The following is a 24,328-nucleotide window of genomic DNA, read 5'->3' as shown; positions in this document are numbered from 1 at the left end:
TCTAAATCATATCCCTTATGAGATTTAATTAGCTCATAAGGGATATTTTTTATGACTACCTAATGCTATAATAGTGTAAAATCACAAGTTTTATTGAGGTGTGGCAATATGAGAAAACATAGTAAAGACTACTTTCATCTGTTTTATAGTCAATTGTTTGCTAACACTGGTGATATTTTAACAATTGTTGGTCTTATTGCTATTGTTTTTAATATCACATCTAAAACGACCGCTGCCTCGATGATTCCCATTATCTTTACATCTGGCATTTTTATGAGTAGTTTTATTTCCAATTATATTTATCAATATTTTACGCAAAAGCAAGTCTTATCTATATTTCAAGGTCTTAAATTAGTAAGTTTAGCAAGTATCGCTGGTTTATTAATATTTGGCATATCTCCCATTTTTATTTTTGTTTTACTTTTTCTTAATGCTATTTTTGATGGTTTTACAAACCCAATTAAGAACTCAATGATTCCTTTTATTGAGAATAAAGATGCGATTACATCTGCTAACGCTTTAATGAATATGATGAGTAGTGTTGTTCAACTTTCTACGTGGGCATTAGGCGGCATTTTAATGAGTCTTATAGGTGCGAAATACTTATTTTTATTTGCGCTAGTACTTGAAATGATAAGTTATTTTTTTATTTTACGCCTTTCAGAACGTCAAATTTACAAAAATGAGAAGGCAAATATTTTTAGTAGTTTTAAAGCTGTTATTCGTGATAATTATCGTGATAAATTGAGTTTGTATTTAAACATTTCTATTATTTTTGAATCTTTCGCAACGACCATATGGATAGCAGCTATCATTCTTACTTATACAAGAACCTATTTACATGTCCCTGATTATTGGTTTGGACTAATCAATGCCCTTTTCTTTAGTGGCACAATTATTGCAGGACTATGGATAAACCATAAGGATCGTTTCTTCACACAAATAAACTATCCAATAATTATTTACGTTCCTTTGCTTTTAGCATTTATTAATTTAAGTTTTATTCTTCACCATTCAATAATGATCGCATTGTTATTTTCATTATTTATGGGCATTTTCGAAGACATGCGTTATATTTCACTAAATTCAATGATTCAGCGCAACACACCAAAAGAAATTCTAACTTCTACATACATATTAAACAATTTATTTAACAGCATTTTCTTCGCTTTAGGAACTTTTATTATTTCGATAATCGTTGATTATTACGGTATTACTTGGGCCTATATTATTTGTTTTAGTATGTATATAGTAACTTTTATTTTAGGACTCTTTTTCCGAAAAACTTTAAAAATTGAAATGCATAATTAGAAATCTTATAATTGATAATAATTCTCACTTTAAATACTGGAGGTTTCTACATATGTGTACAGGTTTTACGTTTCAAGCTAAAAACGGTGACGTTATTTTAGGACGTACGATGGACTATGACTATCCATTAACTGGACATCCTGCTGTGCAACCACGTCACTACTATTGGGAATCTCGTGTAGATTATAAAGGTACAACGACGTATGGTTTTACTGGTGCCGGTTCTGATATGGAAGGCTTTATTTTCGGAGACGGTGTAAATGAGCATGGCCTCGCAATATCTAATCAATATGACCGTGGTTATGCCTCATACGCTAATAAAATACACGATGGATACATCAATATTTCACAAACTGAAGTATTAACATGGGTACTTGGTTACAACAAAACGATTGAGGAACTTATTGAACAAGCAGACCAAGTTAATGTCGTTGCACATACATTGAATGATATTAATGAAGCGCCGCCATTACATTATCATGTATCGGACGCGACAGGCCGAACTGCAGAGATTACGTTTGTAGAAGGTCGCATTGTCCTTCATGATAATCCAGTCGGTGTACTAACAAATAGCCCTGATTTAAATTGGCATTACGAGAACTTGAAGAATTATGCGAATGTGACGCCTTACAAACCACAATATAAACGCTATAAAAATTTATATATCGGCAATGAAAGTGGTACCTCTGGACTACCAGGTGGTTATACGTCAGCAGAACGTTATGTAAGAGCAGCTTATCTTGTAAGTAATATGTTGCCTGACGATGGTGATGATGCAGTATTAGATGCGTTTAGAATTCTTGATAGTGTAAGCATTCCTAAAGGTGCAGTTCGACCTTCTGAAGATGAATTCCACTATACGCTGTACCAAACTGTATTCAACTTAACATCGCGCACATTGTATGTGAAATACTATAATTCTAATCGTATTGCTGAATTACAATTAACTGAGGAGTTATTAAATAGCGACGATTTAGTTATATTTGATCCGATTACGCAAGGATTGTCTACCGATAAAGTAAATTAATTATATATAAACAAACAAGCGTGACTGATTAAAAAGCCACGCTTGTTTTTATTATGCTTTAACATTTTTAGGAATCAGAATAAATGCTGATATAAGTCCAAGTATCATAATAATTGCCCCGACTAAGAATGAAATCATTGCTGACATTTCTACTGAATAGAATTGTTGGCATACTGTAAATACGGTCGTATTTAACGCGATACCAAAGGCTCCTCCGAGTGTAGCGCCCATCTTATATAAACCTGTCGCAAAGCTCACTTTCTCTTCTGGCATGTTGAATACTGCAATCGTTAAGCCAGGTGTAGCAACTAACCCATTACCAATCGCACATACAACAAATGCGAAAGTTACAATACCTACATACCAACTTGGCGATAAGAAAGTGAAGCTAATTAGAATGATACCAATTGCTGGAAATAGTGGCCCTGCAATTAACATACTTTTACCGCCATATTTTTGAATTGCTTTTTCACCTAAGCGTATCATCGCTATCGCCATGAAGACATACGGCACTGTAACCAAACCAGTTTGTGCTTCGCTCATACCAAATTGTTTTTGAGCGTAACCATTGAAGACGACTGTGGTACCTACCCCAGTGTTAAGCACAAAATTATTGATTGTTGAGCCCAGAAATGCTCGATTTTTTACAATTGAAAAATCAATAAATGGTGTGGGTCTGCCTTTTTCAAAAATATAAAATACAACTAAAGCAATGAGACCAACGATTGCAACAGTTAACGTGAATCGACTTGTCAAACCATATGTAAAACCTTGAGTCATCAATAGCATTAAGCAAGCGATAATTACGCCAAAAATCACCATGCCTACATAATCGAAGGGCTGGTGATCACGTTCTTGACGTGGCACTTCTTTTCTACGACTTAAAATAAAAATCGCAATAATTGATAAAGCGATAGAAATAACAAAAATAAATTGCCAACTTAAAAAGCTAGAAATAAGACCACCGACATAGGAAGAAAATCCTATTCCGCCAACTGTCGCAATCATCATAAAACTATAAGCTTTACGGAGTGATTGACCTTTAAAGTTATCTGATACTAAGCCAATTGTAGAAGGTAGTAATACGGCAGCTGATAGGCCTTGAAAAATGCGCCCAATAACTAAGAATGGCGTGACAGGAACAATAATAAGACTAAGGCAACCAATAATACTAAAGACGAGACCTATTATTGTCATCTTGAGGTTTCCAACTTTATCTGCAATATCTCCTGCACCCACCATGAAAATACCTGTAACGAATGATACAAGGCTGATAGATAGGTTAAGTGTAGAATCTGCAGCACCAAATGTCTTTTGTAGACTAGAACCAATATTTATAAATGATTGCGCAAACAACCAATATGTTAACACTGCAAAACTAGCTGCAATGATTAATTTACCGTCGAACCTACTTTGATGTGAACTCACATCTGACACTTCCTTTACTGATATAATAAAATAGCCATTGAGAATTATTCTCATCTGACCTAAGATATTATATCATGCCCGCAAACAATGTATATAGGATAATACCATTTTCTTTAAATGTTTAATTACTCCATTAAATTTTTCAAACTATACAATTTCAAAATATTATTCAATTTATTTTAAATTCACTTTAATAGCAATTTTCGTTGTGTTAATATTAAGAAAATTACATCTGTTATTCATTTATCTTTTACATATTAATTAGATATGGTTACAGACATTAACTATATCTCTGAATCGCATCAATTAAATATTAAAGGTTAATTTGAATAACTGTTAAGGAGTGCTTTTATGGAATGGATTAAATTGATTGGTATTTTAATCATAATCATCGGCTTCATTCTTAAGTTTGACACTATCGCAATTATTTTAATTGCAGCAGTAGTCACTGGTTTAGTTGCCGGTATGGATATCGTTGAAGTACTTTCAACACTTGGAAAAGCCTTTGTAGATCAACGTCTTGTAACTTTATTTATGCTTACACTGCCTATGGTCGGTTTAATTGAACGTTTTGGTTTGAAGCAACAAGCTTCTAAACTAATTAGTAACGTTAAGAAAATAACAACCGGTCGCCTTCTTACTTTATATTTAATTATTCGTGAAATCGCTGGCGTAGCATCAATACGTATCGGTGGTCATCCTCAATTTGTTCGACCTTTAATTAACCCTATGGTTCAAGGTGCACTTCGAACACGTTACAATCTTACTGATAAAGACATCGATGAGAAAGATATTGAAAAACTAAAAGCCGAAGCATCTGCCATGGAAAATTATGGTAATTTCTTTGGACAAAACTTATTTGTTGGTGCTGCTGGTGTGTTATTGATGGTTGGGACTTTCCAATCTTTAGACATCAAAGTGAATGCAATGAGTTTAGTGCTCGCTTCAATTCCTGTTGCTATCATCACACTTATTTTAGTTTGGATTAAAAATATTTTACTCGATCGTTACTTCAATAAAAAATATGGAAATAATGAGGTGAAAAATCATGAGTGAAGCAACTTTAAACCATATTTTAGAAATATTTTACATACTGATTGGACTTCAATTTTTATATACAGCTTATCGCGCTTTACGTTCACAAGATAAATCTAAAAGTTTAGGTACAGCAGCATTTTGGACCATTTTAGCTATTTTATTTATAGGAGGTCCTTACATACCAGATGCAATTAATGGTCTTCTAGTTTTAGCAATGGGTGCGTTAACACTTTTCAGACAAGTGAAAATAAAAAATATTATCGATGTTAATGATAAAGAAGTTGAAAAAGGTTCTGCTAAATATGGAAATAAACTTTTCATTCCTGCAATTGTCTTAGCTGTGGTAGCAGTAGTTGTTTCAAACTGGACTCCACTTGGCGGTGCCATCGGTTTAGGTATTTCATCAATTGTGGGATTAATCGCAGCACTACTAATTATCAAGCCAAAATTATCTTACACATTGTATGACAGTGACCGATTAACGCAACAAGTTGGAACGACAGGTATATTACCACAATTCTTAGCTGCACTTGGCGTACTCTTTACTGCAAGTGGTGTGGGTCAAGTCATTTCAAAAGGTATCTCTTCATTTTTACCTGAAGGCAACCATTTAATAGGCGCAATTGCTTATATATTAGGGATGGTTCTTTTTACAATGCTTATGGGAAATGCTTTCGCAGCATTTACTGTTATAACAGCAAGTATTGGTATTCCATTCGTTATTGCACAAGGTGGCGATCCAATCGTTGCAGGTGCGCTTGCCATGACTGGTGGATTCTGTGGTACATTACTTACACCTATGGCAGCAAATTTCAACACATTACCAGTTGCACTACTTGAGATGAAACAAGAATTTGGCGTTATTAAAGCACAAGCACCTATAGCATTAGCACTTATAGTAATTCACATCGCTCTAATGTATTTCTGGGCATTTTAAATAATTCTAAGGAGGAAATGAATAATGAAAATTTTAGTTACAGCATTTGATCCATTTGGCGGTGAAAAGATAAATCCTGCATTAGAGGCAGTAAAGCAATTGGAGAATACGATTGGCGAACATACCATTTCAAAGTTAGAAATTCCAACCGTCTTTCATGAATCTAAAGACGTCATTGATAAAGAGTTAGCAAATGGCAATTACGATGTGGTCTTGTCTATTGGTCAAGCTGGAGGTCGTTATGACCTTACTCCTGAGCGTGTAGGTATCAATATCGACGATGCACGTATTCCTGACAACAAAGGTAATCAGCCTATTGATGTGGCCATTCAAGAAGATGGCGCACCTGCCTACTTCTCAAACTTACCTGTTAAAACGATGACGGAAGCGATTAAAGCAGCAGGCGTCCCTGCAAGCTTATCGAATACAGCAGGCACATTTGTTTGTAACCATGTCTTATACCAATTAGGTTATCTCGCTGACAAGTCTTATCCAGGGTTATTATTCGGTTTTATTCATGTACCATTTATCCCTGAACAAGTGACAGATAAGCCTGAGAAACCGTCGATGTCTATTGAAACAATTGCGAAAGGTTTAACAGCCGCTATTAAAGCCATTTCTAAAGAAGACGACGCCAAAGTTGCACTAGGAGAAACACATTAAAAAGAGGGTCCCCACCCTCTTTTTTTATTTTCAAAATTGGAAAACCTCTACATATCTATTCACAAATTTATCATTTCAAAGAATTTGTATAGGGTGTATCATATAATAATGTCTATTGATGGAAAAATAATTTCCAATAACTAAACTCTATTATAAAAAATAATGATGAATACAATGGAAAGAAGGTAAAACATTGAAAAAGCGCATATTCTATTCACTTTCTATGTGCGCGATGCTTATGTTAAGTGGCTGTGCTCAGCATCATAATGACAACAAAGAGGTTAAAGTCTCACTACCTCGTGAATTTAATACAAATCAACTAGATGCACAAGGCTTTGATGCGCCTATGCCTGTGTACAATGCTATCTATCAACCGCTTGTAACTTATGGTAAAAATGGCAAGATTGAACCAGGTCTTGCTACATCTTGGGAAGCTTCAGAAGACGGTAAACACTACCTATTTCATTTAAAGAAGAATGTAAAATTCAATGATGGGTCTGATTTTGATGCATCGGCTGTTAAATTCTCAATTGAACGTGCGAAGGCAACGGATACAACTGACCCTATGGAAACGTTAGATAAATTAAAATCAATCACAATAAAAGATAAACACACTGTTGAGATTGAGTTAAAATCACCGTCAAACCAAGTATTAAATGAATTATCTCAAGTTAGACCGCTTCGCATTATGAGTCCACACGCTGTTAAAGGTGGCAATACAACTGGTAAATTTGAAAAAGCAATTGGCACAGGTCCATTCAAAGTAGCAGATTCAACAAATGAAACTGTGAGTTTTCAACCTAATACATATTATCGCAATGGACATCCACTTAATTACAATCTAACTTTCCAATCTATAGAAGATAGTGATTCAAGACACTTAGCGATCGAGAGTCACTCTATTGATATTACAGGTGGTTCATTAGGTCAGATGACACCACAACAAGTGAAAGAATCTCATAGAAACAAAGCACTTTCTGTACATACGTCGCCAAGTACAGAAACGCAATTTATGGGATTTAATCCACAGCATAAAATCTTACAAGATAAGACAATGCGAGAGGCGATTAGTAAAGCGATTAACACAGACGACCTATCGTCAGATAAGAAACTGAAGGGTCTATTTCAACAGAATGTTCAATACGTTAATGCTCACAATCAACCTGACCATGTTTACTCGCCTTCGACTTCTAAATCGTTAATCTGCTCTTTAGGTTATAAGATGAATAATGATGGTTATTTCGAAAAGGATGATCACATACTTTCACTTAAACTCGCACTCCAAACGGATGAATTTCCAGAATGGAAGACGAAAGCTGAAATCATGCAGCAAGACCTTAAAAAAGTAGGAATTAAACTCGATATTAATATTTTAGATTCACAAACGTATTATGAAACTTTAACGGTGCGTAAAGATTTTGATCTCATTTATTATCGTACATATACAAATGCGCTAATGCCATACAATTTCTTGAATGCACGTTTTAAACAAGATGGCTCACGCCCTGGCGTATTCGCAAACGATACAACCTTAACGTCTATGATTAAGCAATTTCCGACGATGATCAACATGCATGACCGACAACGCGCATTTAATAAACTATCGTCTTATATTGATCAGCAATATCTCATAGTTCCTATTTCATATCCTAATGAGACCTTTGTGACAAGTCCTAAAATCAGACAATTCGAGTTCTCAGGACAAACAGATGCACCAATAAATTACGATAAGTTGAAGGTGTCTAATAATGACTAACATTGTAAAACATTTCATCAGACTACTCATCTATTTAATCATCATTTCCTTTGTATTATTTCTTCTCTTAGAGAATACAACCGGTAACCCTGCCGTTCAATACTTACAAGAACATGGTGTTGCACAAATCACGCCTGAACGTATTAAAATGGCTCAAGAGAAACTTGGTTTAAGTCAGGCAATGCCAGTTCGATATGTCCAATGGTTAGGCAATGTCTTTACAGGCGACCTTGGTACGAGTTTTAGTAATGGTGAACCCGTAACTGAACGTATTTCCCAGGCAATTGTCCCAACCATTAAATTAATATTCGGTTCAGCTATCATACTGTTTCCTATAAGTTACGTAATTGGTTATTTATGTGGCAATCATTCACGAAAAAAGTGGTCAGTCGTAATAACTCGTATTGCCCAAGTAGTTACATCATTACCAGAATATTGGCTAGCAATTATTTTCATTTATTACTTTGGTGTGAAATGGCATCTATTCCCTTTCGTAGGAAGTAATAGTTGGCAATATTTTGTTCTTCCAATTGTCATACTCGTTCTTGTAGAAGGTAGTCATATGTTGCTGTTAAGCAGTCATCTTTTTGAAAGTACATTACAAGGCCAACCTTTCCAATTAGCTCAATTACGACAATTTAAATTAAAAGATTGTATCTATGTACAAGTAAAAGAAATTTTGGCACCACTCATGACAATCATCATTAATAATTTTATACATTTATTTAGCCGAGTGATTATCTTAGAAGTCATTTTTAGTATTTCTGGATTAGGTAAGTTATTAATCAATAGTATTAATTTACGTGACTACCCTGTTATTTTAGGCATTTTAATGATGATTATTACCTTCATAATGGTGCTCAATTTCTTCGGTGATGTTTTACTTGAGAAAAGTGATCCACGTCTAAGAATGTCAAAAAAGTCAGGAGGCCGAATAGCTTATGAAGATTAAACATTAGATATGGCCTATTATTGCAATCATATTCGTTATACTTGCTTTTCTGCTTTATGACAAAGCAAACATGATTCATCAATCGGAAGCACTTTTACCTCCAAGCCTTCATCATCTATTAGGCACTGACCATTTAGGACGTGACTTCTTCACTCGCCTATTTGTTGGTAGCATGGTTACACTTGGTTTAACGACGCTCATTATAGTTGGGAGCGTAATATTGGGACTAATATTAGGGCTAGCAGCTGCACTAATTGGTCGTTGGTTAGATGCACTATTGATGGCATTTGCTGATATGTTAATTGCTTTACCATCTATTATTATCGCACTTGTCGTATTAGGCTTTATTAATAACTCAATTGTAGGTTTATGTTTGGCCTTGATGATTGGGTGGTTAGGACGCTATTTACGTTATTTCAGAAATTTGGCTCGTGATGTACAAACGCAACCTTTCGTTAAATTTGCATCATTAAGTGGTTTAACAAGGACACAAACGACAGTACGTCATATTATTCCACATCTTATGCGTAACGTGACTGCACTCATTACTGCCGATTTTGGAAAATTAATGCTTAGTATTTCAGGATTAGCTTTTATTGGATTAGGAGTAAAACCACCATTGCCAGAATTAGGTGCCATACTCTACGACGGTAAGAGCTACTTTTACTCAGCACCTTGGTTATTCTTCTTTCCAGGAATATTGTTAGGAGGGTTCGCGCTCATATGTCAAATACTCAATCGTCGATTCACTCAATAAATGCTTTACTACATTTGAAGAATGTCTCCGTTTATGACGGAAATCATGCATTGTTGAATCAAGTAGATTTAACTGTTACAGAGGGTAGCTTTCATTGTTTAGTTGGAGAGAGTGGCAGTGGTAAATCTTTATTAGCACGTACAGTTTTGAATATGCGTCATCCTCATCTAAAGTATCAAGGTCAAATTGCAATTGATTTAAATAATACCGATGCCATGTTCCAAGATACTAATAGTAATTTCTTCCAAAATGTACGTATTCGAAAACATTTTGATGCACTGTTTGATGCATTAAATACGCAATTGTCTCGACAACAGCAACACGAATTTGTTCTACGTCAATTTAGACATTTAGGATTAGAGAATCCTGAAGATTTATTTAATGACTACCCTTTTCAGTTGAGTGGTAGTATGGCTCAACGAATTGCCTTAGTAATGTCAATTGTTAGAGAAGCTAAATTATTGATCGTGGACGAACCGACAAGTGCACTTGATTTTGACAATCGAAATCAACTAATGAAATTATTAAATCATGTTGTTCAAGAACATAATATGACATTACTATTTATCACGCATGACCTAAGTTTAGCTATGGATTACGCAACACATATTAGTGTGATGCGTAATGGCCAAATGATTGAAAGTGGCGAAGCAAACGATATTTTAGTGCGTCCCGAGCACGCTTACTCACAGCAATTAATTGAATTAGCGCATAGGAGATACCGTTATGTTGCAGATTAAATCTTTAAATAAATCATTTTCTGAAAAGCAGATATTTAAAAACTTTAATTTAGAACTTAAAGATACTGATAATTTAATCATTAGTGGTACTAGTGGAAGTGGTAAGTCTACGCTCGCACAAATCATTGCAGGTTTAGATGATAATTATGAAGGTATGGTAAGTTATAAAGATATGACGCTTGGACATGTGTCACAGCAAGATTGGCTGAAACATATTCAATACGTGCCTCAATATAATGCCAATACATTAGATACTAAAAAAACAGTTTCTTGGATCTTAAAACAACCTTTAAAACACTTTAATATTCCTAAAAATCAACATGACGATAAGATGTTAAGCGTCATAGAACAATGTAAACTCGACAAATCTTTGTTACCTAAAAAAGTGAGCACCTTAAGTGGCGGACAATTCCAACGTTTATGGATTGCGAAGGCATTATTAGTTGAACCTGAAGTATTAATTCTAGACGAGGCTACAACGAATCTTGATGTGATAAATGAAGAAATCATACTCCAAATGTTACGAAATATGGATAAGTTACAGCTAATTATTATTACGCATGATCCTTATTTATTAGACAGTCTTCCCGGTAAACATTTAAAAATTGAGCATATTTAAGTTAAAAAACAATGCCTATCAAAACTTAGGCATTGCTTTTTATTGCGTATATACTATGTAATTAAAGTATTTCTACCAAAAATAATTTTGAAATGTAGCTAATATATTACCAAGCATGTGTATGATAATAGGTATTTCGAGCCGTTTTGTTGTTAAATATGCAATAACGAAAATGAAACCTGAAAAACCGTAAATAAACCATTCACCTATGTTGCTTGGGCCATGAGCGCCAGCGAATAAAATAACAGATACTATGCCACCAACTATAGGCGCACCTCTAAAGATACCTTTAATTAACAATCCTCTAAATATAATTTCTTCTATGATAGGACCTAAAATACCTATCGCAATGAGTTGTAAATACAGTGGTACATTGCGGTAACTTTCCTCTAACTCCTTTTCATTCCCTGTTGTAGGCATGAATTCAAAATAAATATAATCTGCACCATTGGCAAGAATGAATCCAATGATAATGATTAGCCATTGCTTTTTAGTTATTCGACTAAATTGAAATAGCTTCAACTTACTTAATTTTAAAATTAGAAATGCGATAATGACCCCTACAATAGCAATCCAAAAGTACTTTGTCTTCTCTACTAAAAATATAACCATTGATTCGGCAACAAATAAAATACAAATTAAAAATAGAGATTGTAATAGCAACTTCCAATAAGGTTTTTGAGAAATTTGGAAATCTCCTGTTATATGGTCATGTGACATTTCATCTTTAGACATAGTTAACCTCCTAAACATATAATTGAAATGTTGATTTTTAGTTAAGATAACGCATTTTTATGAAGTGACCTACAATAAATGTCAAATATATGTTACATTCATATAGAGGTATTCATTTTCAAGATTTTATATTTCTAGACAAAGGTGGGTTTATTATGATGAATCATCAGAATATGGATACAATTTCTAATACTACATCTTCTTCAAATGAAGATAATTCAACTAAAGACCACATACATACTGAAAAACGTCGTCCAACTGGTAATAAGTTTGTACGTGCCCTTATTTTTATAGGCTGGATGCTACTAATTCAAATTCCTATTGTGAGTAGTATGTTTATCTATAGTTTTTCTATTTATATGGATACATTAACTTGCACATTAGTGACCATCATTTATTTCATACTAGCTGCTGTAATAATATGGCTAGTTAGAGGCTATTACAAACGTCATACCTATGAAAAGCCTAAAAAATTTACAGGTAAGGATATTGCAGTAAATGTTGGTTGGGCCGTACTTCTTAGATTAATCGTTATTGGTATGTCATATTTAATGTTATTTGCGACAGGTTCAATGCAAACACAAAATGACAAAATGTTATTAGGTGATATGAACGCTGCCAAACCAACGCCGGATCAATTGGGCCAAGTCTTCCCGCTAATTGTCTTCGTACTGACGATTACATTTGTAGCACCTTATTTAGAAGAACTTGTTTATCGTGGCATTTTCAAAGAAATATTATTTAAACGTACACGATTCTGGTTGCCATTCATCCTATCATCACTTATCTTTGCTTCTCAGCATGGTATTTCAAATTGGGTAGCAATTCTAATGTATACAATGATGGGAATGATATTCTATCTTGCTTACCATCGTCGTAAAAATGTTCGCGACAGCATGATGGTTCATATGATCCATAATGGTGTGAGTGGCATCATGGTTCTAGTAAGTTACTTTATGGTATTTTTTAGTTAAACATTGAACTCTTAAACTAGTTCTAACATAACAAATATTGTCGCAATTTAATCTTAAATATTTCTTAATTTAGAAATGATTATTTACACAGTAAAAGCAGGACTTCATTCCGTCGAAGTCCTGCTTATTTTTATTTATCAAATGCAATGGTTTGGATATTTTTCTCTTTTAAAAATTTCTCAATTTTTGCTTGTTCTCGACCATTCGCAATATTTTTGTCTTTATTGACGTCGAGAATATCTTTTAATGATGCATCTTCATCTAAATTTAACGCACGTTGATTGGTTTGATATATTGCTATCATATAATTGCTTATCTTTTTAGTGTATTGTTCATATTCTTTGTTAGGCATTTGATTATTATTTATGTAATTGGCAAAGTTTTTTAAATTTCGTTCTTGTAAGTCAACAATGTGATTGAATTTTTGTTCTTTCTTTTTAGATAACTTTTCGTCAGAGTCTAACTTGTCCTCGTATGGCTCTCTAGCATCTGTTAGTTTTCTATCGGTATCTAAATAGGTTTTAATATCTTTTTTTATCGTACTCTCAGAAATCTTCTGATTTTTTGTTGTTTTATCAAAAATATGTTTCGGTATCTTGTGATTATGTTTAGAACTATTTTGTGACTGCTTGTTATCATTAGATGTGTCTTTAGAATTTTTTTCTTCTGACGATGACGAACATCCTACTAATGTAAAAGTAAGAATAATTACAGGAATAACTAATAGATATTTCTTCATATTAATGCTCCTTTATAATGTAAGTAATTCTTTCCTTATTTTAGTATAAACAACTATATAAATAATTTAAATAATCCATGTAATATAACAACTACTTTTAAAGTAATATGTTTACTATGCCTAATTTCACGAGAGAATATCACTCTTTAGAAATCTGAACCCTTCTATTGAATATCTCTATGCTTAATCATTAGTAAAATAAGAATAACGCCTATGTATCCTGCGATAGATATAATGGATGCTTCATAACCAAATTGATTGCCTGTGATGGCTATGTTGTTCGTATGTACGACATATTGCCAAATACTATACTGACTTTCCTTTTCAGTGATAAGTAAAAGTTGGGATAAATTCCAACAAAAATGTAGTGTAATGCTTGCCCAAATGGTATTGAATTTATAGGTTGCTAAACCAAACATAATACCTACTAATGAACCGCTAATTAATAATAAGAAGAAACTAGTTACATTTAGTCCACCGTTTAATAAATGAATGGCACCAAAAAAGATTGCCGTGGAAATAATGGCAATATTGATGTTCGTCTTCTTCTCAATATATCCCATCAATAAACCTCTGCATACCATTTCTTCAACGACTGCGCCACCAATGGCTGTTACAAAGATAGCCCAGAAAAACGTGTGCAATATATCATTTAAAGTACTAAAATGATGTACGATGAAATCACCTGGAACAAAGATGACATATACCGCATAAACTGCTACCGGTAAACCTATACCTAATACAACATAGATGACACTAAATTTAGGTTTCGTGATGCGATATGCGTTCAAGCGATCTTTTAATACATGTTTAATGAATAATCGAACGACTAAAAAAGCAAAAATGATATATAAAATCCCTTGTAAAATAGCGCCCATACCTAGAAATGGAATTAAATCACTAAAGATGGATGCAATGCCTTGTGTAACGACCATGATAAGTAGTGCTAATAAGAACATACCTGCAATTTTTAATATTTTCATGATGATACCTCTATTTGTTTTATAGTTCATTTTTATCTTAGCATAACTCTAGAGACATAAAATGCGAGTCGAACAAAAACTTGTGTTCAACTCGCAACAAAATATTATTTTTTCTCTACTACTTTAGAAATATATGTTGATGGTTTATCTTTATCGAAGATCGTTAATCCAGTAATATCTTTTGCATTTTTAGATGGTACGACAAGACTTACTAAATAACCAAAGATGAAAGCAACAACGAATGAAATGATTGATACGTAGAATGGTGCGTTACCGCCACCGACGCCATTTAATACGTAAGCAATGATTACACCTGCTACTAATCCTACTAAGACACCAAATGTATTGGCACGTTTCGTAAAGATACCTACTGCAAAGATACCAGCTAATGGTACACCAAATAATCCAGTGATTAATAAGAATAAATCCCATAAATTGTTTGAATCGGCAGCAATTAAGTAAATTGAGATTCCATAGCTTAATAAGCCTGCCACAACAATGACTAATCGTGCAAAGTTAACTTCTGATTTATCTGCCCCTTTTCCGAAGAAACGATGTTTAATATCTTCAGAAATACAAGCAGAGATAGAGTTCAAACTAGATGAAATCGTTGACTGTGCAGCAGCAAATATAGCTGCAATAAGTAATCCGCCCACGAATGGTGGCATTTCAGTTAGAATGAAGTAAGGCACGATAGATGATGTATTGAATCCCTTAGGCAATACCTGTTCATGTTGATAGAAAGAATACATCATAGTTCCCATTCCATAGAAAATAGGTGCAGAGATTAACGCTAAAACACCATTTGTCCACAATGATTTCTTCGTTTCATCCATAGAATCCGACGCTTGATAACGTTGAACAACATCTTGACTCGCAGTATATTGATGCAAGTTGTTAAAGATATTTCCTAAGAAGATAATAGGGATTGCAGCAGCAGCGCCATTTAATTTCCAGTTATCTGCACTAATAATCTTCTTATTGGCAATTGCATCACTGACAATTGTGCCGAATCCTCCTTTGATTTCAAAAGCACCGATGACAATTATCATTAATGCGCCACCAAGTAAAATAACCCCCTGAATGAAATCGCTCCATACAACGCCTTCGAATCCGCCTAAGAAAGTATAAAGAATACATAAAATTCCTACTAAACTAGCTACGATAAATGGATTCATATCTGATACCGCTGTGATTGCTAATGTTGGTAAGTAAATCACAATTGCTATGCGTCCTAAGTGGAAAATGACGAATAGTAATGAACCAATGACACGAATACTTGGGCCAAAACGCGCCTCTAAATATTCGTACGCTGATGTGACGCGTAACTTTTTAAAGAATGGTACATAAAATGCGATTAAAATTGGAATAATCGCGATAATCGCAATATTACCAGCGATGTATGCCCAATCTGTTAGAAATGCCTTTTCTGGTGTAGACATAAAAGTAATCGCACTTAATGTCGTTGCATAAATCGAGAACCCAATGGCCCACGAAGGCAAACGACCACTTGCCGTAAAGAAACTATCCGTATCTTTACCAGCCCTTTTAGTAAAGTACGCTCCAATTAATAACATAATGACAAGATAACCAATAACAGCTACCCAGTTCCATGCCCCAAAACCGACTTGATGCATAATCAACACCCCTTGTGTTACATATTCTGTTGTTAAATATTCTCAGTTTGCTTATAAATCATATTTTTTAATTAATGTGTCTAATGCGTCGCGATGTGATTCATCAAATGGTCGGAATGGACGTTTAGGTAATCCGCCATCGATACCACGAGATTTTAATATTTCTTTGAGTGTTGGGTAAATGCCCATACTTAATACCGTTTCGATGATGTCATTCGTATCATGTTGAATTTGGTATGCTTCAGCAATTTTTCCTTCTCGTGCTAAATCAAATATTTGTCGTGCACGGCGACCATTCACATTGTATGTTGAACCAATTGCCCCATCGACACCTGAAATTGTCGCTTGCACTAACATTTCATCAAATCCAGATAATATGAGTTTATTTGGAAATGCCTTACGGATACGTTCTAATAAGAAGAAGTTCGGTGCAGTGTATTTCACACCTACAATTTTTTCGTGATTAAATAGCTCGCCAAATTGTTCGATGCTAATATTGACACCTGTTAAGTCAGGAATCGCATAAATAATCATATTGTTTTGTGTTGCTTCGATAATGTCGAAATAATATTGCTTAATTTCTTCAAAAGAGAATGGATAATAGAATGGTGTCACTGCTGATAACGCATCATAACCTAGTTCTGTTGCGTATTTCCCAAGTTCAATCGCTTCATTTAAATCTAATGATCCAATTTGCGCAATTAAGTTCACATCGTCTCCAACAGTTTCTTTCACTACTCTAAAAATTTGTTTCTTTTGTTCTTTACTAATTAAGAAGTTCTCCCCAGAACTACCATTTACATATAAACCATCAAGTTTCTCAGTCTCAATCGCATTTTTAGCAATTTGCTTTAATCCTTCTTCTTTCACTTGTCCATGTTCATCAAACGGTACAAGTAAAGCGGCGTATAATCCTTTTAATTTATCTTCCATGTCACGTTCCTCCAAATCAATTTTTATTCAAATTCATTTTTATAAACTTTGAGATAAATTCAATTACAATAAATTTCTATTTACATTTAGAATTGTAAACGCTATCATTTTCTTAAACAACTACTTTTGAAAAGATTTAACAAAATATTGCGAATTTGATGAAAATATTTTTCAAAAAGAATGATGACGATTACTTTAATTTGAAGTGTCGTTATAATATAGACGACTAAGGAGGTACCTCAATGTATAAAATAGCTGTAGACATAGGCGGAACTAATATTAAAGTGGCAGTCATTAATGATGACTTAGAGATGATTGACTATAAAAAGATTAAAACGCCAGACAATTTCCATATTCGTATCGTGGATGAAACATATAAATTAGTAGAAGGCTTTGTAAATCAATATCAACTTAAAAATCCATTTATCGGTATTTCTAGTGCTGGTGTCGTAGATTCAGATTTAGGTCAAATTATTTACACGGGGCCAACCATTCCAAATTATGACGGTACACAATTCTTCGATGTCTTCAAAGATTTATCGGATGATATCGCTGTTTATAATGATGTAGATGCGGCATTGTTAGGAGAACTTAAACTTCATCGTTATGAAGAAGATCATATATTTTGTTTAACTTTGGGAACAGGTATTGGTGGTGCATTTTACAGTGAAGCTTCTGGTATTTATCAAGGTTCACGTCACCGTGCCAATGAAATTGGTTACTTACTCTATCGTGAAGAAGATGGTAAAACATATGAGCAACGTGCCTCAACATCAGCACTTAAAAATTTAATGACTAAATATCAATTTGAATATGGTACAGATGTTCCTAAAATATTTGATTTAGCAGAGGAAGGAAATGAAGAAGCACTTAATATTCTCAATGAATGGAGTAATTATGTTGCTGAAGGAATTGCTCAAATTCAAATTATTTATGATCCAGGCTTGATTCTTATTGGTGGTGGTATTTCATCTCAAGGAGAAACACTTCTCAAATATATAGAACCTAAGATTCATCATTATTTACCTTCTGACTATGGCATTGCTAAGATACAAACAACTCAAACAAAGAATCATGCTGCTTTATTCGGTGCAATCACTAAACAGTAGCAGGATCTAAATAGAAGTGGGACACCGAATTCATATAGAATTCAGTCCCACTCCTCACTCATTCTTTCTCATTTCCTAATATGACGTCTCGTGTTTGTTGATACACATGATGCATATGTGTGTCATTAAGTAATAAATAACTCACGATATCTAATAAAAATAAAGTTGCGATTTGTGAGTTGATGAATTTTGAGTCATTATTACTTGATTGAGCCGTCGTAATTAATACTAAATCTGCATTCTTAGTAAGCGCACTACCTTCGAAATTCGTTATGACGACTACATAAGCCCCTTGATTACGGGCAATCTTCGCAGCTTCAATTAACTCTAACGTTTCCCCACTATTTGAAATAGCGACAAACATGTCTCGTGATGAAAGTAGCGACGCAGATATCTTCATTTGATGCGCATCTGTTGAGACAGAGCCTTTAATACCCATACGCATTGTGCGATAGTAAAATTCACTTGTCGTTAATCCCGAACTTCCTAATCCTGCGAAATTGACTTGTCTACACGTTTTCAAATTGTGTGCTAGACGTTTAATCTTTTCCTCGGAAATAAATTCACCCGTTTGTTGGATAATATTTTGATGATATCGATGAATGAGCTGAACAAGCGGTGCATTTTCTACTACTTTTTCTGATTTTTCGTGTTGCAAATTAAACTTCATATCTTGAAAGTTGGCATAATTTAATTTCCCACTAAATCGTGTAATGGTAGCAGGTGATGTCCCAATAGCATAAGCTAAGGAATTAATTGTTGAGAAATTTTCATCAAGTTCATGTGTTTGTATATATTCAATAATTTTTTTATCCATTTTCGTTAATACATGACGACTTCGTTGAATACGATTTTCAAATTTCATGACAGCACCTCGTAACTAAGTTAGTTAAACTGTATTATATTTGAAAATATTTTTCAATTCTCGATTATAAATTGATAAATATTTTCTTAATGTTATGATATGAATGAATAAACGAATCAATTACAATACTATTTCTATTTACAATTTTGAAAAAGACGGAGCGTGTTTAAAAATGTTACCAAATGGATTAATCGTGTCATGTCAGGCGTTACCTGACGAACCATTACACTCATCATTTATTATGTCAAAGATGGCTCTAGCAGCTTATCAAGGCGGTGCGGTTGGTATACGTGCGAATACTAAAGAAGATATATTAGCGATTCGAGAAGAAGTATCTCTACCGGTTATCGGAATTGTAAAACGAGATTATGAAGGTTCTAATGTATTTATTACAGCAACTTCTAAAGAGGTGGATGAACTAATAGAAAGTGGATGTGAAGTAATTGCTTTAGACGCGACAACGCAAACACGTCCTAAGGAGTCCCTTGAAGAATTAGTACATTACATTCGAGAGAAGGCACCCCATGTTGAAATCATGGCGGATATTTCAACTGTTGAAGAAGCCATCAATGCAGATCATTTAAACTTTGATTACATTGGCACAACATTACGTGGGTATACGTCTTATACAAAGGGACACATTCTCTTTGAAAATGATTTTGAATTTTTAAAAGAAGTATTAGAAAAGGTCAACGCGAAAGTTATCGCAGAAGGTAATGTCATTACACCTGAGATGTATAAAAAGGTAAGCGACTTAGGCGTACATTGTACGGTTGTCGGTGGCGCAATTACACGTCCTAAACAAATCACTGAACGTTTTATAGAAGCTGTCCAACAAAAATAATTGCTTAATTTGGAGGCGTAAATCATGAAGATAACGAACTTAGTAGATAAAAAATTGGCGAGTGATTATGTTGCAATTGAACTATTGAAGTTAATTAAAGATAAGCCTGATGCTATATTAGGACTTGCTACTGGTGGCACGATGACGGATGTCTATCCCCGCTTTTCAGAATTGCTATCAGCCAATCACGTTGATTTAGCAAATGTTCAAACATTCAATTTAGATGAATATGTAGGGTTAGAACCTGAACATGCTCAAAGTTATCATACGTATATGCATCAATTATTATTTGATCATAATGCTAGTTGGAATGCCGATAACATTCATATTCCTCAAGGCCATGTTGATGATTTAGAGCGTGAGGCACGTCGTTATGAGAATCAATTGAAACAAATTGGTCAACCCGACATTCAATTATTGGGTATTGGTGAAAATGGACACATCGGATTCAATGAGCCTGGCACATCTTTTGAAAGTGAAACGCGTGTGGTTGATTTAACTGAATCAACGATTAATGCTAACAGTGTTCATTTTGATCATATTGATGATGTACCTAAACAAGCCGTTTCTATGGGATTGAATTCTATTATGCGTGCGAAACGAATTATCTTATTAGCATTTGGAGAACGTAAACGTGATGCAATTCATCAACTCTTGAATGGTGAAACAAATGAATCATTGCCTGCATCTATCTTGCATCAACATCCTAATGTAGAAATCATTGTTGATGACACTATTTTCAATCGTTTATAGTATCCTACCCAGCATAAAACAAAAACAGAAAGTGGATTGATAACCAATCCGCTTTCTGTTTTTTCATTTTATGAATGTTTAAATAGTTTTAAAATTAAATACATAATAATACTAATAACCGCAATAACTGAGAAAGTAATTAAGAATATTAATTCTGTTTGGTGGAATTCAAATGCTAACGTAAAGTTATTAAAACTTTTGAATGTGCTATAAACGATTAAATTAAGTATGATTAATGCGATTAAAGCAATGATGGATAACCACGCTAACCAACTAAAGAAATGCTTAGCGTTAGGAAACCTGAAATCATTATTCATGTGTGGACACCTCTCTTCCGTCGCAATTGTTTCGAATCAAAACATTTACTACATATATACACTAGAATGTATATCTTTAAACGCGAATAGAGGCTACATAGCATTTATAATCATACATCATCCAATTCTTTAATATTGATGTACAACCCCTGATTTGATTGTTTTATCAACACGAATCGTATCATCTACTACTACGATATCAGCATCTTTACCGATGGCTAAACTACCTTTATGGTCATCAATTTTTAATGCGATGGCTTGATTCAAACTCGTTACACGCCATAAATTCTCTAATGAATCATGTGTATATTCAATTAAATTATACAAACCGTCATTCATTTTCAAGATGCTACCTGCTAAAGCGCCACTTGCTAGGCGAGCCTCTTTTCCTTTAACGATGACATTCTGTCCGCCTAAATCATATTCACCGTCTTCCATTCCTTTCGCACGCATCGCATCAGTGATGAGATACATGTGTTCATTTCCTTTTTGCTTATAAGCAATATGTACAGAAGCAGGATGTGAATGAATACCATCAACTATAATTTCCGTATTTAATTGTTCATTCGTCCACGCCGCACCAAAGACACCTGGATCGCGATGTTCAAATGGTGTAGCTGCATTATATAGATGTGTTACATGTTTTGCACCATGGTCCACCGCTTCATTCGCTTCATCAAACGTTGCCACAGTATGCCCCATTGAGAAGATAATATCTTCATGCAATTGATTAAGTGTATCATGTGCGCCTTCAACTTCAGGCGCAAAGGTAATAATTTTGATTTGCTGATTCGCAACTTCTTGGAAATGTTGAATCTTTGACGCAGATGGACGTTGCACATATTTAGGATTTTGCGCGCCAACTTTATGCTCTGAAATAAATGGTCCTTCTAAATGAACACCACCTACTTCAGCCGCTTCTCCTCGTTGTTGATCAGCTTGATATGCCACAATGTTTTTCAATGCCTTTTCAATATTAGCGTCCGATTGCGTCATCGTCGTTGCTAAGAATGTTGTTGTTCCCTCTGATAATAATTGTTCAGCCAAATGTTTTAACCCGTCATAAGAAGCATCCATTGCGTCCTCACCATAGCCACCATGAATGTGAATATCTATGAAACCTGGTAATACATTTTGACCTTTCACGTCGATTTGTTCTAATTCTCCAGTATACGTTCCTTGTTGAATATCACTTATTTTGCCATCTTCTACTACAAGATATCCATTTTCAATAACTTGCTTTTCCGTATAAATTTTACCATTTGTAATGACATAGTTTGTTGACATGATATACCTTCTTTTCTATTTAATTCTTCAATTTTTCATCTCAATTATAGCATTTCATTAGCTCGTATTTTGCCAATTTTCACTTTTGGAAAAAGTTTTCAAAACAGAGCGCTATTACTTAGAAATCATGATATTTCAAAAAAAATGAATTTTGAAAACATTTACTATTATAGGTATACTCAAACTAAATAAAATATAAAGGATGACGTAATTGAACAATGAATGACAAGCGGAAGAAAAATAATTATTTAGTATATGGGATATCCGTAGCCATCATTATACTTATTACTGCAATGGCCGGGATCTTTCCTAAAGCATTTGGCGCTAATGCACAACATATTTATAATTTTATTTCTAATTCATTTGGTTGGCTGTTCTTACTTATTATATTTATTTTAGATATCTTTTTAATCTCTTTAGCAATTTCTCGTTACGGTCGTTTCAAATTAGGCAGTGATGATGAAGAACCAGAGTTTTCATTTTTATCATGGCTAGGAATGTTATTTTCAGCAGGACTAGGTGTCGGTATTGTATTCTGGGGTGTTGCTGAACCACTCACACATTATCTTCATTCACCTTTTCCAAAAGATGTGCCAAATCAATCAGCCGAATCAGCACGTGTAGCCATGGGCTATACCTTCTTTCATTGGGGGATATCACAATGGTCAATCTTCGCTATGGCTGGACTTATCGTGGCATATTTCCAATTTAGAAAGAAGCGAGATGGTTTAATTTCTACAGCAATGGAACCTGTCTTTGGTCAAGCTTACAAACGTCCATTTCGAAATGTGATTGATATTTTAGCAATTATAGCTACAGTCATGGGTATTGCCACTTCTATAGGTCTTGGCATCATGCAAATTAGTGGTGGATTGAATCATGTCTTCCATGTACCAAATAATAACGTTACAAAAATTGCTATTACGGTACTCATGGTTTGTATTTTCTTAGGTTCTGCAATAACTGGTTTAAATCGAGGCGTTAAATGGCTAAGTAACATCAATATTATTTTAGGCGCTGTTTTACTACTATTCATGCTTATCTTTGGAGACTTAAAATTCATCTTCGAATCTTATACTTTAGCAATCGGAGACTATATCAGACATTTTGTTGAATATAGCTTACGTATTAATCCATATTCTGGCAATAATGCTTGGATACAACAGTGGACTGTCTTTTATTGGGCATGGGTAATCTCATGGTCACCGTTCATAGGAGGTTTCGTCGCTCGCGTATCTCGTGGACGTACAATTCGTGAATTTATCATGTGTGTATTAATCGTACCTCCACTCATTTCATTCGTATGGATTGCAGGATTTGGTGGTATGGCCGTTAAAGTTGCTATGGGTGGCGATAACATCGCTAAATTAGTAGATAAAGATTACACAGTAGCTTTATTTGAATTACTATCAAAATTTCCATTAGCAGATATTACGAGCATATTAGCAGTCGTCTTAATATTCTTACTCATAGTGACAAGTGCAGACTCAACAACACATATTGTTGCTGGCATGGCAACAGGAGGTAGCGAGAATCCAAAGGTGAAACATAAAGTGATTTGGGGATTGCTGATCGGTGCCATTTCAGTTGCAATGACAATTGCAGGTGGTTTGACGAGTTTACAAACTGCATCCGTTGTAACAGGATTACCATTCTCTATTATTCTATTACTAATGACACTTTCTATTATGCGCGCGCTTCGCAGAGAACATACGAAGCACTTCCAAATGTCTTATATTGATGATGACAAAGATTATTCCATTCCATTAGAACAACGAGAAGATCATAATAAATCTAATGAAAAGGAACAAGATAAGGAACAGAACAATGAAGAAGAATAACAATATGAATCTGTACTTTAATTTACTGCCTTTAATTAAACTAATCATAAGTATATTTTTATTCATACTATATTTTGTCATTT

General features: G+C 34.3%; 24 protein-coding genes. 15 read left to right on the top strand and 9 right to left on the bottom strand.

Annotated elements, in window-relative coordinates:
• Nucleotides 1–108 precede the first annotated feature (108 nt).
• Nucleotides 109–1,311: an MFS transporter gene (locus EQ029_RS01110; protein ID WP_033079785.1), complete on the top strand. Its 1,203-nt coding sequence runs from the start codon at nucleotides 109–111 to the stop codon at nucleotides 1,309–1,311.
• Between the two features lie 52 nt (nucleotides 1,312–1,363).
• Complete coding sequence (locus tag EQ029_RS01105; protein WP_037537551.1) at nucleotides 1,364–2,338, top strand: choloylglycine hydrolase family protein; 975 nt, start codon at nucleotides 1,364–1,366, stop codon at nucleotides 2,336–2,338.
• Between the two features lie 51 nt (nucleotides 2,339–2,389).
• On the opposite strand, the gene EQ029_RS01100 is transcribed toward EQ029_RS01105, so the two are convergent.
• Entirely contained in the window at nucleotides 2,390–3,766 is a 1,377-nt protein-coding gene (locus EQ029_RS01100) for an MFS transporter (RefSeq protein ID WP_037537549.1), read from the bottom strand.
• A gap of 351 nt (nucleotides 3,767–4,117) precedes the next feature.
• Between EQ029_RS01100 and EQ029_RS01095 the strand changes: the two genes are divergently transcribed.
• The 8 genes from EQ029_RS01095 (at nucleotide 4,118) to EQ029_RS01060 (ending at nucleotide 11,228) form a co-directional block, all read left to right on the top strand.
• The gene (locus EQ029_RS01095) at nucleotides 4,118–4,822 is read left to right on the top strand and encodes a DUF969 domain-containing protein (protein ID WP_011274624.1); all 705 of its coding nucleotides are present in this window, start codon (nucleotides 4,118–4,120) and stop codon (nucleotides 4,820–4,822) included.
• Nucleotides 4,815–5,741: a DUF979 domain-containing protein gene (locus EQ029_RS01090; protein WP_011274623.1), complete on the top strand. Its 927-nt coding sequence runs from the start codon at nucleotides 4,815–4,817 to the stop codon at nucleotides 5,739–5,741. The genes EQ029_RS01095 and EQ029_RS01090 overlap by 8 nt, the downstream gene beginning before the upstream one ends.
• 24 nt (nucleotides 5,742–5,765) lie before the next feature.
• Nucleotides 5,766–6,404, top strand: coding sequence for a pyroglutamyl-peptidase I (gene pcp, locus EQ029_RS01085; RefSeq protein ID WP_011274622.1), 639 nt, complete (start codon nucleotides 5,766–5,768; stop codon nucleotides 6,402–6,404).
• Between the two features lie 223 nt (nucleotides 6,405–6,627).
• The gene (locus tag EQ029_RS01080) at nucleotides 6,628–8,160 is read left to right on the top strand and encodes an ABC transporter substrate-binding protein (protein ID WP_428843961.1); all 1,533 of its coding nucleotides are present in this window, start codon (nucleotides 6,628–6,630) and stop codon (nucleotides 8,158–8,160) included.
• On the top strand, nucleotides 8,153–9,112 hold the full coding sequence (locus EQ029_RS01075) for an ABC transporter permease (protein ID WP_057504693.1): 960 nt from the start codon (nucleotides 8,153–8,155) through the stop codon (nucleotides 9,110–9,112). The genes EQ029_RS01080 and EQ029_RS01075 overlap by 8 nt, the downstream gene beginning before the upstream one ends.
• Nucleotides 9,113–9,119: 7 nt before the next feature.
• Entirely contained in the window at nucleotides 9,120–9,869 is a 750-nt protein-coding gene (locus EQ029_RS01070; RefSeq protein WP_037537544.1) for an ABC transporter permease, read from the top strand.
• On the top strand, nucleotides 9,836–10,609 hold the full coding sequence (locus tag EQ029_RS01065) for an ATP-binding cassette domain-containing protein (protein WP_057504692.1): 774 nt from the start codon (nucleotides 9,836–9,838) through the stop codon (nucleotides 10,607–10,609). The genes EQ029_RS01070 and EQ029_RS01065 overlap by 34 nt, the downstream gene beginning before the upstream one ends.
• Complete coding sequence (locus EQ029_RS01060) at nucleotides 10,596–11,228, top strand: ATP-binding cassette domain-containing protein (RefSeq protein WP_037558229.1); 633 nt, start codon at nucleotides 10,596–10,598, stop codon at nucleotides 11,226–11,228. The genes EQ029_RS01065 and EQ029_RS01060 overlap by 14 nt, the downstream gene beginning before the upstream one ends.
• A gap of 72 nt (nucleotides 11,229–11,300) precedes the next feature.
• Here EQ029_RS01060 and EQ029_RS01055 read toward each other — a convergent pair whose 3' ends face one another.
• On the bottom strand, nucleotides 11,301–11,963 hold the full coding sequence (locus EQ029_RS01055) for a CPBP family intramembrane glutamic endopeptidase (RefSeq protein ID WP_057504691.1): 663 nt from the start codon (nucleotides 11,961–11,963) through the stop codon (nucleotides 11,301–11,303).
• A gap of 155 nt (nucleotides 11,964–12,118) precedes the next feature.
• Here EQ029_RS01055 and EQ029_RS01050 point away from each other — a divergent pair, with 155 nt between their 5' ends.
• A complete protein-coding gene (locus EQ029_RS01050) occupies nucleotides 12,119–12,937 on the top strand; it encodes a CPBP family intramembrane glutamic endopeptidase (protein ID WP_011274615.1) in 819 nt (272 codons plus the stop codon).
• A gap of 130 nt (nucleotides 12,938–13,067) precedes the next feature.
• Here the strand turns inward: EQ029_RS01050 and EQ029_RS01045 are convergent, their stop codons facing one another.
• The 4 genes from EQ029_RS01045 to EQ029_RS01030 form a co-directional block, all read right to left on the bottom strand.
• Nucleotides 13,068–13,676, bottom strand: coding sequence for an NDxxF motif lipoprotein (locus tag EQ029_RS01045; RefSeq protein ID WP_011274614.1), 609 nt, complete (start codon nucleotides 13,674–13,676; stop codon nucleotides 13,068–13,070).
• 164 nt (nucleotides 13,677–13,840) lie between these two features.
• The gene (locus EQ029_RS01040) at nucleotides 13,841–14,659 is read right to left on the bottom strand and encodes a CPBP family intramembrane glutamic endopeptidase (protein ID WP_011274613.1); all 819 of its coding nucleotides are present in this window, start codon (nucleotides 14,657–14,659) and stop codon (nucleotides 13,841–13,843) included.
• Nucleotides 14,660–14,763: 104 nt separating this feature from the next.
• The gene (locus EQ029_RS01035; RefSeq protein WP_011274612.1) at nucleotides 14,764–16,296 is read right to left on the bottom strand and encodes a sodium:solute symporter family protein; all 1,533 of its coding nucleotides are present in this window, start codon (nucleotides 16,294–16,296) and stop codon (nucleotides 14,764–14,766) included.
• A 51-nt stretch (nucleotides 16,297–16,347) separates the two neighbouring features.
• The gene (locus EQ029_RS01030; RefSeq protein ID WP_057504690.1) at nucleotides 16,348–17,229 is read right to left on the bottom strand and encodes an N-acetylneuraminate lyase; all 882 of its coding nucleotides are present in this window, start codon (nucleotides 17,227–17,229) and stop codon (nucleotides 16,348–16,350) included.
• 242 nt (nucleotides 17,230–17,471) lie between these two features.
• On the opposite strand from EQ029_RS01030, the gene EQ029_RS01025 reads away from it, so the two are divergent.
• A complete protein-coding gene (locus EQ029_RS01025; RefSeq protein ID WP_037558233.1) occupies nucleotides 17,472–18,338 on the top strand; it encodes an ROK family protein in 867 nt (288 codons plus the stop codon).
• A 58-nt stretch (nucleotides 18,339–18,396) separates the two neighbouring features.
• Here EQ029_RS01025 and EQ029_RS01020 read toward each other — a convergent pair whose 3' ends face one another.
• A complete protein-coding gene (locus EQ029_RS01020) occupies nucleotides 18,397–19,203 on the bottom strand; it encodes a MurR/RpiR family transcriptional regulator (protein WP_053022271.1) in 807 nt (268 codons plus the stop codon).
• 172 nt (nucleotides 19,204–19,375) lie between these two features.
• Between EQ029_RS01020 and EQ029_RS01015 the strand changes: the two genes are divergently transcribed.
• Together EQ029_RS01015 and nagB are read left to right on the top strand one after the other, a co-directional pair.
• Nucleotides 19,376–20,047, top strand: a complete 672-nt coding sequence (locus EQ029_RS01015; RefSeq protein WP_011274608.1) for an N-acetylmannosamine-6-phosphate 2-epimerase — start codon at nucleotides 19,376–19,378, stop codon at nucleotides 20,045–20,047.
• A gap of 24 nt (nucleotides 20,048–20,071) precedes the next feature.
• Entirely contained in the window at nucleotides 20,072–20,800 is a 729-nt protein-coding gene (nagB, locus tag EQ029_RS01010; protein ID WP_011274607.1) for a glucosamine-6-phosphate deaminase, read from the top strand.
• A gap of 68 nt (nucleotides 20,801–20,868) precedes the next feature.
• On the opposite strand, the gene EQ029_RS01005 is transcribed toward nagB, so the two are convergent.
• Together EQ029_RS01005 and nagA are read right to left on the bottom strand one after the other, a co-directional pair.
• Nucleotides 20,869–21,117: a hypothetical protein gene (locus EQ029_RS01005; protein ID WP_011274606.1), complete on the bottom strand. Its 249-nt coding sequence runs from the start codon at nucleotides 21,115–21,117 to the stop codon at nucleotides 20,869–20,871.
• Between the two features lie 129 nt (nucleotides 21,118–21,246).
• Nucleotides 21,247–22,404, bottom strand: coding sequence for an N-acetylglucosamine-6-phosphate deacetylase (gene nagA, locus EQ029_RS01000; protein ID WP_011274605.1), 1,158 nt, complete (start codon nucleotides 22,402–22,404; stop codon nucleotides 21,247–21,249).
• A 218-nt stretch (nucleotides 22,405–22,622) separates the two neighbouring features.
• Here nagA and EQ029_RS00995 point away from each other — a divergent pair, with 218 nt between their 5' ends.
• Entirely contained in the window at nucleotides 22,623–24,245 is a 1,623-nt protein-coding gene (locus tag EQ029_RS00995; RefSeq protein ID WP_053019651.1) for a BCCT family transporter, read from the top strand.
• The last annotated feature ends 83 nt before the right edge of the window (nucleotides 24,246–24,328 follow it).

Source organism: Staphylococcus haemolyticus, assembly GCF_006094395.1.
In the GTDB taxonomy this organism is placed as follows: domain Bacteria; phylum Bacillota; class Bacilli; order Staphylococcales; family Staphylococcaceae; genus Staphylococcus; species Staphylococcus haemolyticus.
The sequence above is the reverse complement of the archived record's forward strand: the minus strand, read 5'-3'. Positions and strand labels throughout refer to the sequence as shown.

Excerpts from the sequence above, each read along its gene's own strand:
- EQ029_RS01105 (WP_037537551.1), top strand. The coding sequence starts at position 1,364 with ATGTGTACAGGTTTTACGTTTCAAGCTAAAAACGGTGACGTTATTTTA.
- EQ029_RS01090 (WP_011274623.1), top strand. The coding sequence starts at position 4,815 with ATGAGTGAAGCAACTTTAAACCATATTTTAGAAATATTTTACATACTG.
- EQ029_RS01020 (WP_053022271.1), bottom strand. The coding sequence starts at position 19,203 with ATGAAATTTGAAAATCGTATTCAACGAAGTCGTCATGTATTAACGAAA.
- EQ029_RS01080 (WP_428843961.1), top strand. The coding sequence starts at position 6,628 with ATGTGCGCGATGCTTATGTTAAGTGGCTGTGCTCAGCATCATAATGAC.
- EQ029_RS01035 (WP_011274612.1), bottom strand. The coding sequence starts at position 16,296 with ATGCATCAAGTCGGTTTTGGGGCATGGAACTGGGTAGCTGTTATTGGT.
- EQ029_RS01025 (WP_037558233.1), top strand. The coding sequence starts at position 17,472 with ATGTATAAAATAGCTGTAGACATAGGCGGAACTAATATTAAAGTGGCA.
- EQ029_RS01030 (WP_057504690.1), bottom strand. The coding sequence starts at position 17,229 with ATGGAAGATAAATTAAAAGGATTATACGCCGCTTTACTTGTACCGTTT.
- EQ029_RS01015 (WP_011274608.1), top strand. The coding sequence starts at position 19,376 with ATGTTACCAAATGGATTAATCGTGTCATGTCAGGCGTTACCTGACGAA.
- pcp (WP_011274622.1), top strand. The coding sequence starts at position 5,766 with ATGAAAATTTTAGTTACAGCATTTGATCCATTTGGCGGTGAAAAGATA.
- EQ029_RS01040 (WP_011274613.1), bottom strand. The coding sequence starts at position 14,659 with ATGAAAATATTAAAAATTGCAGGTATGTTCTTATTAGCACTACTTATC.
- EQ029_RS01045 (WP_011274614.1), bottom strand. The coding sequence starts at position 13,676 with ATGAAGAAATATCTATTAGTTATTCCTGTAATTATTCTTACTTTTACA.
- EQ029_RS01110 (WP_033079785.1), top strand. The coding sequence starts at position 109 with ATGAGAAAACATAGTAAAGACTACTTTCATCTGTTTTATAGTCAATTG.
- nagA (WP_011274605.1), bottom strand. The coding sequence starts at position 22,404 with ATGTCAACAAACTATGTCATTACAAATGGTAAAATTTATACGGAAAAG.
- EQ029_RS00995 (WP_053019651.1), top strand. The coding sequence starts at position 22,623 with ATGAATGACAAGCGGAAGAAAAATAATTATTTAGTATATGGGATATCC.
- nagB (WP_011274607.1), top strand. The coding sequence starts at position 20,072 with ATGAAGATAACGAACTTAGTAGATAAAAAATTGGCGAGTGATTATGTT.
- EQ029_RS01065 (WP_057504692.1), top strand. The coding sequence starts at position 9,836 with ATGTCAAATACTCAATCGTCGATTCACTCAATAAATGCTTTACTACAT.
- EQ029_RS01075 (WP_057504693.1), top strand. The coding sequence starts at position 8,153 with ATGACTAACATTGTAAAACATTTCATCAGACTACTCATCTATTTAATC.
- EQ029_RS01060 (WP_037558229.1), top strand. The coding sequence starts at position 10,596 with ATGTTGCAGATTAAATCTTTAAATAAATCATTTTCTGAAAAGCAGATA.
- EQ029_RS01005 (WP_011274606.1), bottom strand. The coding sequence starts at position 21,117 with ATGAATAATGATTTCAGGTTTCCTAACGCTAAGCATTTCTTTAGTTGG.
- EQ029_RS01095 (WP_011274624.1), top strand. The coding sequence starts at position 4,118 with ATGGAATGGATTAAATTGATTGGTATTTTAATCATAATCATCGGCTTC.
- EQ029_RS01055 (WP_057504691.1), bottom strand. The coding sequence starts at position 11,963 with ATGTCTAAAGATGAAATGTCACATGACCATATAACAGGAGATTTCCAA.
- EQ029_RS01050 (WP_011274615.1), top strand. The coding sequence starts at position 12,119 with ATGATGAATCATCAGAATATGGATACAATTTCTAATACTACATCTTCT.